Raw genomic sequence first — 13,629 nt, 5'->3', positions numbered from 1 at the left:
AAGAACATACAAGGAGGATTCAACTAATATGATACAACTGGATCAGATCGCAACTGCGAATTTTCACTACAAACGGTATTCGCTGAATTATTTCCTGGACTCGTCTGCCCGGCTGGGATTCAAAAATATTGAGCTGTGGGCATCCGGCCCCCATTTCCACCTGGACTACTACACGCCGCAGAATGTGCGGGACTTGAAGCACAGCATCAAAGACCGGGGGCTGAAGGTCATCTGTCTCACTCCTGAGCAGAGCGTATATCCGATTAGCATCAGCCATCCCGACCCGGTGTACCGTAAGGCAAGCGTGGAGTTTTTTTGCCGGCATATCGAAACGGCTGTTCAATTGGACTGCAACCAGATGCTGGTGACTACGGGCCTTGCTTATCTGGACGCTGAGGAGTCCGACATGTGGAACTGGTGCCGGGAATCGCTTGAACAAATCTGCAGAACCGCAGAGAAGGAAGGCGTAATTTTACCGCTGGAGGCATTTACGTCGTACTCTACCCATGTATTTAACTCCGCAGGGCATATCGCCCAAATGATCCGGGAAGTGGGCAGTCCGAACCTGAAGGGGCTGGCGGATACAGACGTTATGGCGGTGACAGGAAAAGATACCATTCACGACTTCATCCGCGAACTTGGTGACAATATGACGTACGTGCATTTCGTGGACGGCAATCCCGGCGGACATCTGGTGCCCGGCGAAGGCAAGCTGCCGATGGGTGAGGCGCTGCAGGCTCTGAGCGACTGCGGATACAAGGGATATCTGGGTCTGGAGCTGCTTGACCGGAGATATGTGCTGGACCCTGAGCAGGCGGTGCGGAATTCGCTGGCCTGGTTCGAGCAGCAGGGGGTACTTAGATGAAGGCTGATATATATGAATATGAGGGCACAGGGATCGAATGTGTATATAAAAATAAGGAATGGCTCGTCTGCATCAAGAACTGGAAGCCGGATAACGACATCGACGGGATTCACCGGCTGGAGGTCCATCTGGAGACGGATGAACAGTTCATTCCGGTTCACGGCAGAAGTATTCTGCTGGTGGCGGACCGCAAGGACGGCAAGTTCAGCATCGAGCTGATCCCCATGGACATCGGCAAGGTGTACAATGTACCGAAGAATACCTGGTTCTATACGATTGTTGAACGGGACTCCAAGCTCGCCTATGTGCAGCACGCCGATACCTCCAACGATAACAGTGAATACTGCCCGCTGTCGGCGTCTGAGCTGGCGGATGTGAAGGCCAGAGCCCGGGAGATCTGGAGCCTGTAGAACTGGAGTGGCCTGCAATAATAGAAGAGTATTATTCAACAAACAACCTGCAAAGTGCGGGTTGTTTATTGTTGTGCACAAAATTATGATAAAGCCCTGTTGTGAATCTTAGAATATGGTACTATGATAACAAACAGTGAACAGTACATATGACAACATATGATATGATAAACGTGGTTTGATTAGGACGTTAAAGGAGTCGCGGTATGAAATTAAATGTATCCAGTCAAAGTCCGCTATACCTGCAGTTAAAGCAGATTATCAAAGAGGACATTCAAAAGGGCGTCTACCAGCCGGGCCAGAAGCTGCCGCCTGAAGCTGAGATCGGCAGCACCTACGGGGTAAGCCGGATTACGGTACGCCGGGCGATCACCGATCTGGTGGAGGAAGGCGTACTGCACAGCCAGCAAGGCAAGGGCAGCTATGTACGCGAGTTGAAGGAGAAGCGGGAGCTGATCTCCGTTGGCAGCTTCTCGGACATGACAACGGCTTCGGGGAAGACACCGAGCGCCCAGATTCTATCGAATAGGGTAATCCCGGCGGATGAGAAGCTGGCCGAGACGTTCCGCATCAAGCCCGGTGATCCGGTGCTGAAGCTGCAGCGGCTGCTCTTCATTGATAATCAGCCTTTTATCATCGAGGTCTCCTATTTCCACCTCGGCCTGATGCCGGAGTTCGAGAAGTTCATAGGCGAATCGCCTTCGACCTATCAGATCATGAAGAACCGTTACGACATCGAGCCTACGTACTCCGAGAAGACCCTTGAAGTCATTCTGGCAACGGAATTTGAATGCAATCTGTTCCATTGCGACCGGGGAACACCGCTCTATCAGCTCGACAAGATTACCTACGATAACCAGGACCGGCGGCTCCATTATTCGCAATCCATCTATGTGGCGAGCAAGGTCATTTTCACCATCAACACAGGCAAACGCGGCCAGGACTAGCACCGGCTACCTGCCATATTCATCCGTCTGAATCTGTCACGGGTCTGCTGCAGCTTGCCAAGCCGGGATCAGGCAGAGAGGCGGGGATCAGCCAATAGATAGGCTTTAATCAAAGGTTTTGTGTGATGAATAATCACATGAACCTTTTTTTTGCGCGTTTTTTCAAGAGGATTCGCAACATGTAACATATATATAACACAAAGAAAGCATTTACATTTGATTTTTTCGTTGACTTGCTTAATTCTTGATGGTATATATTATAATATGACAACATATACAATCTTATCTCTTATGCTGTCTTATTAAGGATTGGGGGGACGATATGCAGGTTGCAGGTGTTGGGTTTTGTTGTATAGACGTATACGAGAATTTAGACCGGTTGTATCCCACCGGGAACAGTGTCGATTTCGTTATTCATATGAGCCGGTTAGGTGCAGACGCATCAATGGTCAGTGTAGTCGGCAATGATTCCTATGGAGCGCTTATGCTGGACAAGCTTCGCAGAGAACAGATTGATGTATCTCACATGCATACCCGGGAAGAGGGGCGTACAGCTATCTTTCGCATGGATCTGAATGGTAACGACAGAGTCCACAAGGAGAAGGTCGAAGGGGTCATGGGTGATTTTGGCTTAAGCGAAGCCGATCTGGCTTTCATTCTTCAGCATCAGGCCATTCATACGAACCTGTCAGGCCGGATTAACCACCATCTTGCCGGTCTCCGCAGCCAGGGCGTCCAGATTATCTATGACTTCTCTACACGCACGGCACGCCATATTTCAGAACCGATCCTGCCCCATACCGATTATGCCTTCTTCTCTTATCTTCAGGAGGACCATGAGATGGAAGCGTTTATCCGGTGGGCTCATGCCCAAGGGCCGCGCATTGTCGTTGTAACGCTGGGCGAGCAAGGCAGTGTGGCATATGACGGAGAGACGTTCTACCGGGAAGGCATTGTACCCGCTGAGGTGGTCAATACGGTAGGCGCGGGAGATTCATTCTGCGCAGGCTTCATGTACGGCCAGCTAAGCGGCTGGACCCTCCAGGAATCTCTTAAGCAAGGTGCAAGAACGGCTGCTGAAGTCGTATCGAAGTTTGAACCCTACTAACCGGCGAAGCAACGCCGGAGGAAAGGCGGAAGGACCCGTTGATCATTGATGTTCATACCCACCCGATATTCTACAAAGCAATCAGCGAAGACACAGAGATCCTGAAATACCGCAAGGAGCAGTTCGGCATCTTCAAACAGTCTCCCAGCCCTCTTGAATCTGTACTCCAGGAAATGGACTATAACGGAATTGACCGCTCCATTCTGCTTCCTCTCGATCTGACGACGCAGAGCGGGGGCTGGATTGTCACCAATGAGGACGTCAAGCACATCGTTGACCTTGCCCCCGAGCGGTTCATCGGCTTCGCCAGCGTCGATCCGCACCGCAGCGATGCGGCGGAGGTTCTGGAATATGCCTTCCGGGAGCTGGGCTTACAGGGGCTGAAGCTGAACCCGTCCAAGCAGAAGTTTTATCCGCAAGACGACATTTTGAAGCCAATCTATGAGCTGTGCCTCCAGTACAACCGACCGATTCTGTTCCATGCCGGTATGAGCTGGGAGCCGGATGCGCCAGCGAAGTATTCGCACCCGTTGAACTTCGAGGAAGTAGTGATCGCGTATCCGGACCTGCGCATGTGCCTGGCCCACTTCGGCTGGCCGTGGGTGCACGAGACGGTGATGCTGCTGCTGAAATATCCGAATGTATTCACCGACACTTCACTGCTCCACATGGATAATGCTCTGGATTTCTATAAGCAGGTATTTAAGACCAATATGGGCCCGCTCTGGATTGAGCGTAACTTGAACGATAAGGTCATGTTCGGCACGAACAGCCCCCGCTTCAAAGCCAAACGGCTGCTGCCGGCGCTTAAGGCGATGGACTTCAGGCCGAAGACGCTGGGGAAAATTCTTGGCGGCAATGCACAGGTCTTTCTTGGAGAAAGGGGGAACGAACGGCCATGGTTAAACTAAAGACACTCGTCATCCGGTCGGAAGCGGAATTCCAAATGATCAAGATTACAGAGGAGATCCGTTCGTTCATTGCAGACTGCGGAGTGCAGAACGGGCTCGCGGCCGTCATCTCGGCCCATACAACAACGGGCATTATGATCAACGAAGGGCTGGAATGCGTCGAGACTGATATTGAAGAATTGCTCGAACGGCTTGCGCCGAAGGATTTCCCTTACGCCCATGCCCACTTTCTCCCTTCGTACGGGGCAACGGGCAGCAACTCGCCGTCACATCTGAAATCAATGATCTCCGGCAACTCCTGCCTGTTCGTCGTGCAGGACGGGCAGATGATCTCCGGCGATGCGCAGGATGTCTATCTGGCGGAATTCGACGGGCCGAAGAGCCGCAAGGTCTATATCCAGGTCATCGGGGAGTAAGCACACCTAACTTATGAGCGAATGAAAGCGAGGATGGAGAATGAGAAACTTGATGGGCAAGTCGGGAATGAGCAAATGGATGCTGATGGTGTCGATGGCGGTGATGGTCTTCGCAGCAGGCTGCGGAAACCAGGCGAAGGAAACAGGCGAAGCAGCAACAGCAACATCCGGCAACGCAGCAGCGGCAGCACCCTCCGCCGATGTGCCTGCCCCTCCGGCAGCCGTCAAGGAACGCGGCAAGCTGGTGGTCGGCGTGAAGAACGACTATCCGCCGCTCGGTTACCTGGACGAGAACGGGAAGAATGCCGGCTACGAGATCGGTGTCGTCAAGAAGATGGCCGAGTATGCGTTCGGGGACGCGAATGCGGTTGAATTCGTGCCGGTCAACGCGACAAACCGTATCCCTTATCTCGACTCGAACAAAATCGACTTCATCGCCGCTACGCTCGGGGTGACCGAAGAACGCAAGCAGCAGCTTGACTTCTCTACGAACTTCTTCGACGGCGGCGTTGTGACCGTCGTGAAGAAGGACAGCGGCATCCAGGCGATCCCGGATCTGGCAGGCAAGACCGTGATTGTGATTAAAGGCTCCACAGGCTCGACTTACCTCGATGAGCATGTGCCGACAGCCAAACAAATCAAGATAGAGAGCAATGCCGATGCGTTCCGCGCGCTGAAGGACGGACGGGCGGATGCGATGTTCCATGATGCGGTGCTGATGTCCGAATTCGTGAAGACTTCGACGGATTATACGATTATCGGCGACCAGGTCGCTTTTGCTCCAATGGCACTTGGGGTGCGGAAGGGTGAGGCGGATATGCTGAATTTCGTTAACGGCGCACTGGAGCAGATGCGCAAGGAAGATTATTTCAAGACACTGATTGAGGAATATTTGCCGCAGGCAGGCGATCTCGATCCGATGCAGATGATTCCGCGGCCGTAACCGGCTACGGGCAAACCGAGGAGGGAACAGCATGAGTACCAGTCAACCGAAATTGTCGATCCGTAATCTGCAGAAGCAATATGGAACGAATGTAATCCTGCGTGGTGTCGATATCGATGTCTATGCGAAGGAGGTTATCGTCATCATCGGGCCGAGCGGCTCCGGCAAAAGCACACTGCTGCGCTGTATCAACGGGCTCGAAACCATCAACGGGGGTGAGGTGTATATCGACGATCAGAAGATCGTGCATACGCCCCAGGCGATACAGAAGGTCCGCCAGCGTATCGGCATGGTCTTCCAGAGCTACAACCTGTTCCCGCATATGACGGTGATGGAGAATCTGCTGCTTGCTCCCGTGAAGGTCCAGGGCCGCTCGAAGACCGAGGTGCTGCCGCAGGCCCGGATACTCCTCGATCAGGTTGGATTGCTGGATAAGGAGGACAGCTATCCGGCACAGCTGTCAGGCGGTCAGCAGCAGCGGGTGGCCATCGCCAGGTCGCTCGTGATGAACCCTGAGGTGCTGCTGTTCGACGAAGTTACCTCCGCGCTTGATCCTGAGCGTGTCCGCGACGTACTGGATGTAATGAAGGATCTGGCTGCCCGCGGCACAACGATGCTGATTGTCACCCATGAGATGGGCTTCGGCCGCGATGTCGGAGACCGGATCATCTTCATGGATCAGGGCGTGATTGTAGAGCAGGGCCCGCCAGAGCAGGTATTCGGCAATCCGCAGGAAGAGCGTACCCGGCAGTTCCTGCGGAACGCCATGTAGTCTACACCAGGAGGAGGTGCATGGTCGTGAGTTTCGATTTCGGTTACATCCTGGATGTGCTGCCGCTGCTCTTGACGGGTCTGAAAATGACCGTCCTGATCAGCGTGACAAGCATCGCCGTCTCGCTCATCATCGGCATGAGCGGTGCAGTCATCCGGACGCTTGGCATTCCCGTGCTGTCGCAGATTGTAGTGGTCTACGTCGATCTGATCCGTAATACGCCGCTGCTTGTGCATGTATTCTATTTATATTTTGTCCTTCCGGCATTAGGGATCAAATTATCGGCTGTCGCTGTCGGCATCATCGCGCTCTCTCTCTGGGGAGGCGCGTTCGCGGCGGAGAATTTCCGCGGGGGCACGGATGCCGTTCCCCACGCCATGATCGAGTCCGGCCAGGCACTTGGCATGAGTACATGGCAGATTGTCCGCTTCATCATGATCCCGCTCGGTTTCCGTATCAGCTTCCCTGCCTTCAGCAACACCGCCGTCTCGGTGATCAAGAACTCGGCTTATATGACCAGTATTGGAGTTGCTGAGCTGACGTTCATGGCCATGGACCGGATCGCCTACGATTTCAAGACCTATGAGATGCTGGCGACAATCGCTGTTATCTATCTGATCCTGATCTGGGGAACCTCGTATCTGTTCCGGATCATCGAACGCAAGCTGGATTACAAGACCAAGACGACGAAAGGCGGGGGCATCAATGGAGGTATTATCCAAAAACTTAAATTTTCTCCTCGACGGGCTGATTAATACCCTCTTGCTGAGCCTGAGCTGCCTGGGTATCGCCCTCGTTCTCGGTATTCTGGCCGGTGTGCTGCAGACGTCGAATCACAAGGCACTGTCGCTCACCATGAGGGGTTATGCGGAGCTGTTCCGCGGATTGCCTATCCTCATTACACTGTTCCTTGTATTCTTCCTGCTGCCTGAGCTTGGAGTCCATGTAAACAGCTACATCTCCGCCATGATTGCGCTTAGCCTGTGGAGCAGCGCGAATATATCCGTTGCGGTGCGGGGTGCGATTCAGTCGATTCCGAAGGCGCAGACGGAAGCAAGCGTCGCCCTTGGCCTAAGCACAGTCCAGACGATGCGTTACGTCATCCTGCCTCAGGCGGTTCGCCGGATGCTGCCCTCGGTCATCGGGCTGATGTCCAATCTGATCCAATCCACCTCGTTGTCGGTGCTGATCGGCAACCAGGATTTTCTCAAGTCTGTTCAACTCGTCATTGAACGTGTGGAGCTGATGGAGGGGTTATCTGTCGCATCGCAGATGTATACGCTGGTGCTGGCTGTCTATTTCGTCATTTGTTTCCCGCTATCCATGCTGGCCAAACGTCTGGAACGGTCCTACCGCTAGTTACGGATACAGAGGGAGGCGCCTATGGCAAGAGGCATCAGGAAATACTCGATGCATGTGTATAACTATTTTTTCTATATCGCTTATGCGTCCTATCTGCCGTTCTTAAGCTATTGGTTCGCGGAGAACGGACTCAGCGCACAGCAGATCGGATTCATCTTCTCGATCGGCCCGCTGGTCGGCTTCCTCATGCAGCCCGTATGGGGGATGCTGATTGATTATTACGGCATTGCCAAGCAGGTCCTCATTGTCAGCATGGGCATCACTCCTTGGGTGATGCTGCTGTATTCCTTCGCCGGTCAGTATTATGCCGCTTATGTCGGCATCTCGATCGTGCTGGCGGTGTTCGCTTCGGCAACGCTTCCGGTTGTGGACGCTGTAACCGTCCGTCACGCGAAGAAGAATACGCTCAGCTATGGCTCGATCCGGGTCGTCGGCTCGGTTAGCTTCGGGCTGTCTGTTACACTGTTCGGTCTCCTGTATGACAAATACGGCCTGTGGGTGATGTTTCCCGCCTATGTCGCGGCGATGATGCTGATGTGTGCGCTCAGCTTCCTGCTGGATACCGAATACACACAGAAGCGGGATGATGAAGAGAAGCCGGCCGGGCGGGGCGGACTGTTCAGGGAAATGCTCCCGCTCCTGAAGGAACGGCGGTTTCTGCTGTTCCTCATCCCGGTGTTCATTGCGGCGATCGGCCCGCAGTTGAACAATGCATTCTTTTCGGTATATATCAGCCACCTCGGAGGGGAGGCTTCCGGCAAGCTCGGCATCCTGTACACGATCTCTTCGATCGCGGAGATCCCTGTCTTCCTCTTCTCGGGCGTCATTATCCGCAGGCTGGGTTATGTGCGCACGCTGTCGCTGGTGTCCCTGGCCGGGGCGCTGCGCTGGTATATTCTCTCGCTGGAACCGGCCTTCGGAATTCTGATGATGAATCAGGTTCTGTCGGGCATTACCTATGCGCTGTTCCTGGCGACAGGCATTAATTATGCCTACGACACAAGCCCGGCGCATACGAAGACAACGGCGCATTCGCTCTTCATCATCGTCTACACCAATATTGCCGGGATTACGGCAAGCAATATCGGAGGCTATGTCATCGAAGCAGGCGGTTACCGGCTTCTGTTCGGCGGCGCAGCTGTGCTCAGCGTGATTGGGGCAGCGGGCTTCGCATTACTGGGCCGGTCGCAGGCTGAGCGGCTGCGTAATTTCACAACCTAAGTTCGCTTAAGTTCAATTCAGGACAGAAGGAGAGAGACGCGGATGGGATATGAAAGCTTGATGCTTCGCATGGAATTCAATCATGAGCGGACCTCCTTCGCCGAGGTGGCCCAGACGGTCAGCCGGTTCGGCGGTGACATCGTAGCCGTTGATGCGGTCAGCTCCGGGGCCGGTTCTTCTATAAGGGATATTACGGTCCAGGCCGGGCAGGAAGGCAGTGAAGCCTTGATCGGCGCGATCCGGGCAATGAATGGCATCTCGGTTATCCATCTGTCGGACCGGACCTTCCTGGCTCATCTCGGGGGCAAAATCGCGGTTCAGCCCAAAATGCAGGTGAAGAACCGCGATGACTTGTCGCGCGTCTATACGCCAGGGGTTGCGAGAGTGTGTTCGGCCATTGCCGAGGACCCGAAGAAAGCCTACTCGCTTACGATAAAGCGCAACACGGTTGCGGTGATTACGGACGGCACAGCTGTACTGGGTCTCGGGAACATCGGTCCTTATGCAGCTGCGCCTGTGATGGAGGGCAAAGCGATGCTGTTCAAGCAGCTGGCTGATGTTGACGCCTTCCCGATCTGTCTCGATTCGCAGGACACGGAGGAGATTATCCGCACCGTGCTGGCGATCAGTCCGATCTTCGGGGGCATCAATCTCGAAGATATCAGCTCTCCGCGCTGCTTCGAGATCGAGCGCCGTCTCCAGGAGGAGCTGGATATCCCGGTGTTCCATGATGATCAGCATGGCACGGCTATTGTCGTAGTGGCGGGGCTGCTTAATGCGCTGAAGGTGGTCGGCAAGCGGATGGAGGATGTCCGGATCGTCGTGAATGGAATCGGTGCGGCTGGAGTCTCGATCTGTAAAATGCTCCTCGCTGCCGGGGTGCGCCAGCTGACGCCGGTGGACCGCGAGGGCGCCCTCGTGCGGGGAGGCTGTTACGAGCAGCCCATGTGGCAGTGGTTAAGCATGCAGCCGCAGGTCGGCTCGCGCGGCGGCGCACTCTCTGAGGTCATTGCAGGGGCGGATGTGTTTATCGGTGTCTCCAGCGGCAAAGTACTGGTATCTAGTGACGTCCAGAGCATGGCGGCGGACCCGATCGTGTTCGCGATGGCCAATCCCGAGCCCGAGATCTCGCCGGAGGAGGCCCTGCCGTATGCCCGTATCTTCGCTACAGGACGAAGCGATTATCCGAACCAGATCAATAACGTGCTGGTGTTCCCCGGGGTATTCCGCGGTGCGCTGGACTGCCGGGCCAGTGGGATTAATGAGACGATGAAGCTCGCGGCTGCACGGGCGATTGCCGGGGTCGTCGGCTCCTCTGAGCTGGACGAGCAGTACATTGTGCCGAGTATCTTCAACGAACGGGTGGTTGCCGACGTAAGAGCCGCCATTATCGGGGCGGCTATTCAGACCGGAGCCGCAAGACGGGTGCCGCCGGATTTCCGTGGTCTTACACCTGAAGACAGGAGCGTTGTGCCTACAGCTTCAGGTCTATCGGGTTGAAGAGGATTCTGGATGACAGCCCCCGGCATGGCTGAAGCAGAGGATTTTGAGAAAAAAGGCATTGACATTTTGCGCCAACAAATGTATAAGTATATATAAGACAACATATAACAAGTTAAAGCTGGGAGGACGAAACTGTGAGTGTAGCGAACGTATTGCAAACTGCGCAAGATCAAGTGAACCAAATTCTAGAGGCTTATAAGGCAAGAACGATCAACCGGGTATTCCTGGTTGCCTGCGGGGGTTCTTCCGCCCTGATGTATCCGAGCAAATATTTCATTGACCGTGAATCGGAATCCATCTCAGCCGAGGTGTTCAACTCCAATGAATTCATCTATCGTAATCCGGCAACGCTCGGCGAGAATTCACTGGTGATCCTCTGCTCCCACAAAGGCAAGACGCCGGAGACAACGGAAGCTGCGAAATTTGCCAAGAGCAAAGGCGCGCTGACCGTCTCCCTCATGTACGTTGAGACTGCGCCGCTGGCCGATGAGTCCGACTATATCGTCAATTACAGCTGGGCGCCTCCGGGCGAGCTTGACCCGCATCCGGAGATCGCCAACTACGCGATTCTGTATCGCCTGACGATGGGCCTGCTGTACGTTAAGGAAGGCAACAAGAAGTATGAGCAGCTGCTGGCGAGCCTGCCGCATCTCGATGCCGTCATGAAGTCGATCAAAACCAACTATACGGCTCCGGGCAAAGAATTCGCTGCGGCCTACAAAGATGAATCCGTTATTTACACTATGGCAAGCGGCTCCAATTACGGCATTGCCTACTCCTTCGCAATCTGCATCTTAATGGAGATGCAATGGATCAATTCCCATGCGATTCATGCCGGCGAATTCTTCCATGGGCCGTTCGAGATTCTGGACAAGCAAATGCCATTCATTCTGTTGATGGGACTTGACGAGACCCGTCCGATGGAAGAGCGGGCATTGAAATTCCTGAAGGAGCATGGGGAGAAGTTCCTGGTGCTTGACGCCAAAGAACTGGACTGGACCGGCGTGGACGAAGAGATGAAGGGATACCTTGCTCCGCTTGCACTCAACTTTATCCTTCGTGTCTATGCGGTTGAGCTGGCTGCGGCCCGCAACCATCCGCTGGAAGACCGCCGTTACATGTTCAAAGTCCCTTATTAAGAATCATCAGACTGAGAATTACCGGAGCTTTTAATTTAGGCGGCGGACCTCCCGGAGCAGTTTGCTCTGGAAGGTCCGCCGTTTTTACGTGTGGAAGGATTGCCTTCGCGCCGATTTACGGTCATTGTGCCTGCTCTGCTGCAAACTCCCGGTGTGGGGGTAATAAGAGAGAGTATGGGGGTGGGACCGTGGTTAAGCCTGTGAGAATACTTTGGATCAGCGCGATCGGGGTGAATATCGCGGCATTGTTGTTCTATATTCTGCTGTTAAGCAAGTGGTCTGACCAAGTATGGATCTTAGATATACTGAATGCGATATTGCTGCAAATACTGGGCATCCCGTCGGCAGCCCTGATTGTTGCCTCGCTGCTGGTTCTCAAATTCTACAAGGAGAAGCCGCTAAGGTGGTGGGGATACACTGTGGCCTTCATCGTGATTGCAGCACTGCTGTGGATTGCGGGCTATCTGTTCCGCTGGGCGTGGCTGACGCTAAGTTGAACCCGGCAACGAACCGGCTATGCGGTGAACGAACGGGGAAGTAGCGGTAGAGCAAGAGGCACCTTGGCGGGTGCTTTTTTTAATTTTCGGGAAAGAATTCCCCGGACGCGGCCCAAATGAGCAAATGAAGAGCATTAGTGCACCTGAATTCACCGGACGCGGCCCAAATGAGCAAATGAGGAGCATTAGTGCACCTGAATTCCCCGGATGCCGCCCAAATGAGCAAATGAAGAGCATTAGTGCGCCTGAATTCCCCGGACGCCGCCCAAATGAGCGAATGAAGAGCATTAGTGCACCTGAATTCCCCGGACGGCGGCTAAATAAGCAAATGAGAGGTATTAATACACCAGAATTCCCCGGACGGGGGCTAAATGAGCAAATGAAAGGTATTAATGCACCAGAAATCCCCGGACGGCGGCTAAATAAGCAAATGAGAGGTATTAATACACCAGAATTCCCCGGACGCTACCCAAATGAGCAAATGAGGAGCATTAATGCACCAGAATTCCCCGGACGGGGGCCAATAGTAGTCGATCTACAATCCGTATGCTAAAATAGAAAGACGGATGTAAAATAATGTTATTTTCACATCCGCCTTAACAAACCAAATGCTGAATGGGGGTTATCGCTTGAGGCTTACGAACCGGACTATGACCATTGCTGGCGTAGTACTCGCTATAGTTGCGGGGGGAATCTATGTGTCGCTAACCGGGTTGCCTTATAAAAGAAGCCAAATCGCAAGCGAAGTCAGGGAGTATCTGGTTCATACCAGAGCTTATCCCGCATCAGTCATTCAGGAGATCCGGGGAGTCTACAGCTTCAAATCGGGCGATTATGAAGCGGAGGTACGCTATAAGGATGAACCCAATCAGAACTATACCTATGCCAAAGTGAATGGAACGTTCAGGCTGATTGGAGTCAGCAGCTTGTACGGAAATCATATAGATGAGACTTTTTATTGAAGATTGGATTCCAAAAAGAGGTAAAAGTTCTGTGTTGTCGAATAAGAGAATAGATATACAGAGGGAAAAGTCCGCATGTAAGGCTAGTGTTGTGTAAACGCTCACAATTGATGCAGGAGGCGAATCAGGATGGACGGAAGCAAGTCGTTAATCTATCAAATTCTCAAGACGATTGAAGAGGGCAAAGAACCGGTACTGGAGAACCTGGAGGGCATTACGGTTGGCGGATTCCACAGTGCGCTCGAACAGATTGTGGAGAACAAGCTGGCTAATAATATCAGCTTCTCCCTCAGCGGCAAAGGCAAAAAAGCGGTCCGTGTCGTGAATACAAGCGGCTCCAAGCTGACTGCGCAAGGCATTAACTATATTCATGTTCAGGACAGCCGCAGCTTCTAGCTTATCCTGATCTTGGCAGAAACGATACTACCCGAACACCTGCAGACTGGAGATAGTTCTCCTGCTGCGGGTGTTTTTTGCTGTGGGCAGAATGTGGCTTACACAAGCCTTCGGATCACTCGTGCAATCCGGGTGAACCCGGTTACAGTTGAATATCCGTCCCTTACAATCGGATTT

Annotated in this window: 16 protein-coding genes; all 16 read left to right on the top strand. The window is 53.5% G+C overall.

Features of this window, described 5'->3' with window-relative positions; genetic code table 11:
• Positions 1 to 28: 28 nt before the first annotated feature.
• On the top strand, positions 29 to 865 hold the full coding sequence (locus KDC22_RS26600) for a sugar phosphate isomerase/epimerase family protein (protein WP_211720924.1): 837 nt from the start codon (positions 29 to 31) through the stop codon (positions 863 to 865).
• Positions 862 to 1,275, top strand: a complete 414-nt coding sequence (locus KDC22_RS26595) for a cupin (RefSeq protein ID WP_173132277.1) — start codon at positions 862 to 864, stop codon at positions 1,273 to 1,275. Before KDC22_RS26600 ends, KDC22_RS26595 begins: the two co-directional genes overlap by 4 nt.
• Positions 1,276 to 1,481: 206 nt before the next feature.
• Complete coding sequence (locus KDC22_RS26590) at positions 1,482 to 2,222, top strand: UTRA domain-containing protein (protein ID WP_173132280.1); 741 nt, start codon at positions 1,482 to 1,484, stop codon at positions 2,220 to 2,222.
• A 322-nt stretch (positions 2,223 to 2,544) separates the two neighbouring features.
• The gene (gene frlD / locus KDC22_RS26585; protein ID WP_211720923.1) at positions 2,545 to 3,330 is read left to right on the top strand and encodes a fructoselysine 6-kinase; all 786 of its coding nucleotides are present in this window, start codon (positions 2,545 to 2,547) and stop codon (positions 3,328 to 3,330) included.
• Between the two features lie 38 nt (positions 3,331 to 3,368).
• On the top strand, positions 3,369 to 4,241 hold the full coding sequence (locus tag KDC22_RS26580) for an amidohydrolase family protein (protein ID WP_211720922.1): 873 nt from the start codon (positions 3,369 to 3,371) through the stop codon (positions 4,239 to 4,241).
• Positions 4,229 to 4,657, top strand: a complete 429-nt coding sequence (locus KDC22_RS26575; RefSeq protein ID WP_173132290.1) for a secondary thiamine-phosphate synthase enzyme YjbQ — start codon at positions 4,229 to 4,231, stop codon at positions 4,655 to 4,657. Before KDC22_RS26580 ends, KDC22_RS26575 begins: the two co-directional genes overlap by 13 nt.
• 40 nt (positions 4,658 to 4,697) lie before the next feature.
• Positions 4,698 to 5,600, top strand: a complete 903-nt coding sequence (locus KDC22_RS26570) for a transporter substrate-binding domain-containing protein (RefSeq protein ID WP_173132293.1) — start codon at positions 4,698 to 4,700, stop codon at positions 5,598 to 5,600.
• A 31-nt stretch (positions 5,601 to 5,631) separates the two neighbouring features.
• Entirely contained in the window at positions 5,632 to 6,372 is a 741-nt protein-coding gene (locus KDC22_RS26565) for an amino acid ABC transporter ATP-binding protein (protein ID WP_173132296.1), read from the top strand.
• A 26-nt stretch (positions 6,373 to 6,398) separates the two neighbouring features.
• Complete coding sequence (locus tag KDC22_RS26560; RefSeq protein ID WP_211720921.1) at positions 6,399 to 7,127, top strand: amino acid ABC transporter permease; 729 nt, start codon at positions 6,399 to 6,401, stop codon at positions 7,125 to 7,127.
• The gene (locus KDC22_RS26555) at positions 7,078 to 7,731 is read left to right on the top strand and encodes an amino acid ABC transporter permease (protein WP_173132302.1); all 654 of its coding nucleotides are present in this window, start codon (positions 7,078 to 7,080) and stop codon (positions 7,729 to 7,731) included. The genes KDC22_RS26560 and KDC22_RS26555 overlap by 50 nt, the downstream gene beginning before the upstream one ends.
• Before the next feature lie 24 nt (positions 7,732 to 7,755).
• A complete protein-coding gene (locus KDC22_RS26550) occupies positions 7,756 to 8,955 on the top strand; it encodes an MFS transporter (protein ID WP_211720920.1) in 1,200 nt (399 codons plus the stop codon).
• A 42-nt stretch (positions 8,956 to 8,997) separates the two neighbouring features.
• The gene (locus KDC22_RS26545) at positions 8,998 to 10,455 is read left to right on the top strand and encodes an NAD-dependent malic enzyme (protein ID WP_211720919.1); all 1,458 of its coding nucleotides are present in this window, start codon (positions 8,998 to 9,000) and stop codon (positions 10,453 to 10,455) included.
• 155 nt (positions 10,456 to 10,610) lie between these two features.
• Positions 10,611 to 11,597, top strand: coding sequence for an SIS domain-containing protein (locus KDC22_RS26540; protein WP_425517078.1), 987 nt, complete (start codon positions 10,611 to 10,613; stop codon positions 11,595 to 11,597).
• A gap of 200 nt (positions 11,598 to 11,797) precedes the next feature.
• Positions 11,798 to 12,094: a hypothetical protein gene (locus tag KDC22_RS26535; protein ID WP_211720917.1), complete on the top strand. Its 297-nt coding sequence runs from the start codon at positions 11,798 to 11,800 to the stop codon at positions 12,092 to 12,094.
• A gap of 629 nt (positions 12,095 to 12,723) precedes the next feature.
• Positions 12,724 to 13,056 (top strand): DUF3139 domain-containing protein, encoded by a 333-nt coding sequence (locus KDC22_RS26530; RefSeq protein ID WP_211720916.1) that lies wholly within the window; start codon positions 12,724 to 12,726, stop codon positions 13,054 to 13,056.
• Between the two features lie 129 nt (positions 13,057 to 13,185).
• The gene (locus tag KDC22_RS26525; RefSeq protein ID WP_209994007.1) at positions 13,186 to 13,452 is read left to right on the top strand and encodes a hypothetical protein; all 267 of its coding nucleotides are present in this window, start codon (positions 13,186 to 13,188) and stop codon (positions 13,450 to 13,452) included.
• The last annotated feature ends 177 nt before the right edge of the window (positions 13,453 to 13,629 follow it).

Origin of the sequence: Paenibacillus tritici (assembly GCF_018207515.1) — a bacterium.
Classification (GTDB): domain Bacteria; phylum Bacillota; class Bacilli; order Paenibacillales; family Paenibacillaceae; genus Paenibacillus_AQ; species Paenibacillus_AQ tritici.
Note: the sequence above shows the minus strand (reverse complement) of the source record. Positions and strands in the feature narration are given on the sequence as shown.

Excerpts from the sequence above, each read along its gene's own strand:
- KDC22_RS26600 (WP_211720924.1), top strand. The coding sequence starts at position 29 with ATGATACAACTGGATCAGATCGCAACTGCGAATTTTCACTACAAACGG.
- KDC22_RS26595 (WP_173132277.1), top strand. The coding sequence starts at position 862 with ATGAAGGCTGATATATATGAATATGAGGGCACAGGGATCGAATGTGTA.
- KDC22_RS26590 (WP_173132280.1), top strand. The coding sequence starts at position 1,482 with ATGAAATTAAATGTATCCAGTCAAAGTCCGCTATACCTGCAGTTAAAG.
- frlD (WP_211720923.1), top strand. The coding sequence starts at position 2,545 with ATGCAGGTTGCAGGTGTTGGGTTTTGTTGTATAGACGTATACGAGAAT.
- KDC22_RS26575 (WP_173132290.1), top strand. The coding sequence starts at position 4,229 with ATGGTTAAACTAAAGACACTCGTCATCCGGTCGGAAGCGGAATTCCAA.
- KDC22_RS26570 (WP_173132293.1), top strand. The coding sequence starts at position 4,698 with ATGAGAAACTTGATGGGCAAGTCGGGAATGAGCAAATGGATGCTGATG.
- KDC22_RS26565 (WP_173132296.1), top strand. The coding sequence starts at position 5,632 with ATGAGTACCAGTCAACCGAAATTGTCGATCCGTAATCTGCAGAAGCAA.
- KDC22_RS26555 (WP_173132302.1), top strand. The coding sequence starts at position 7,078 with ATGGAGGTATTATCCAAAAACTTAAATTTTCTCCTCGACGGGCTGATT.
- KDC22_RS26550 (WP_211720920.1), top strand. The coding sequence starts at position 7,756 with ATGGCAAGAGGCATCAGGAAATACTCGATGCATGTGTATAACTATTTT.
- KDC22_RS26545 (WP_211720919.1), top strand. The coding sequence starts at position 8,998 with ATGGGATATGAAAGCTTGATGCTTCGCATGGAATTCAATCATGAGCGG.
- KDC22_RS26525 (WP_209994007.1), top strand. The coding sequence starts at position 13,186 with ATGGACGGAAGCAAGTCGTTAATCTATCAAATTCTCAAGACGATTGAA.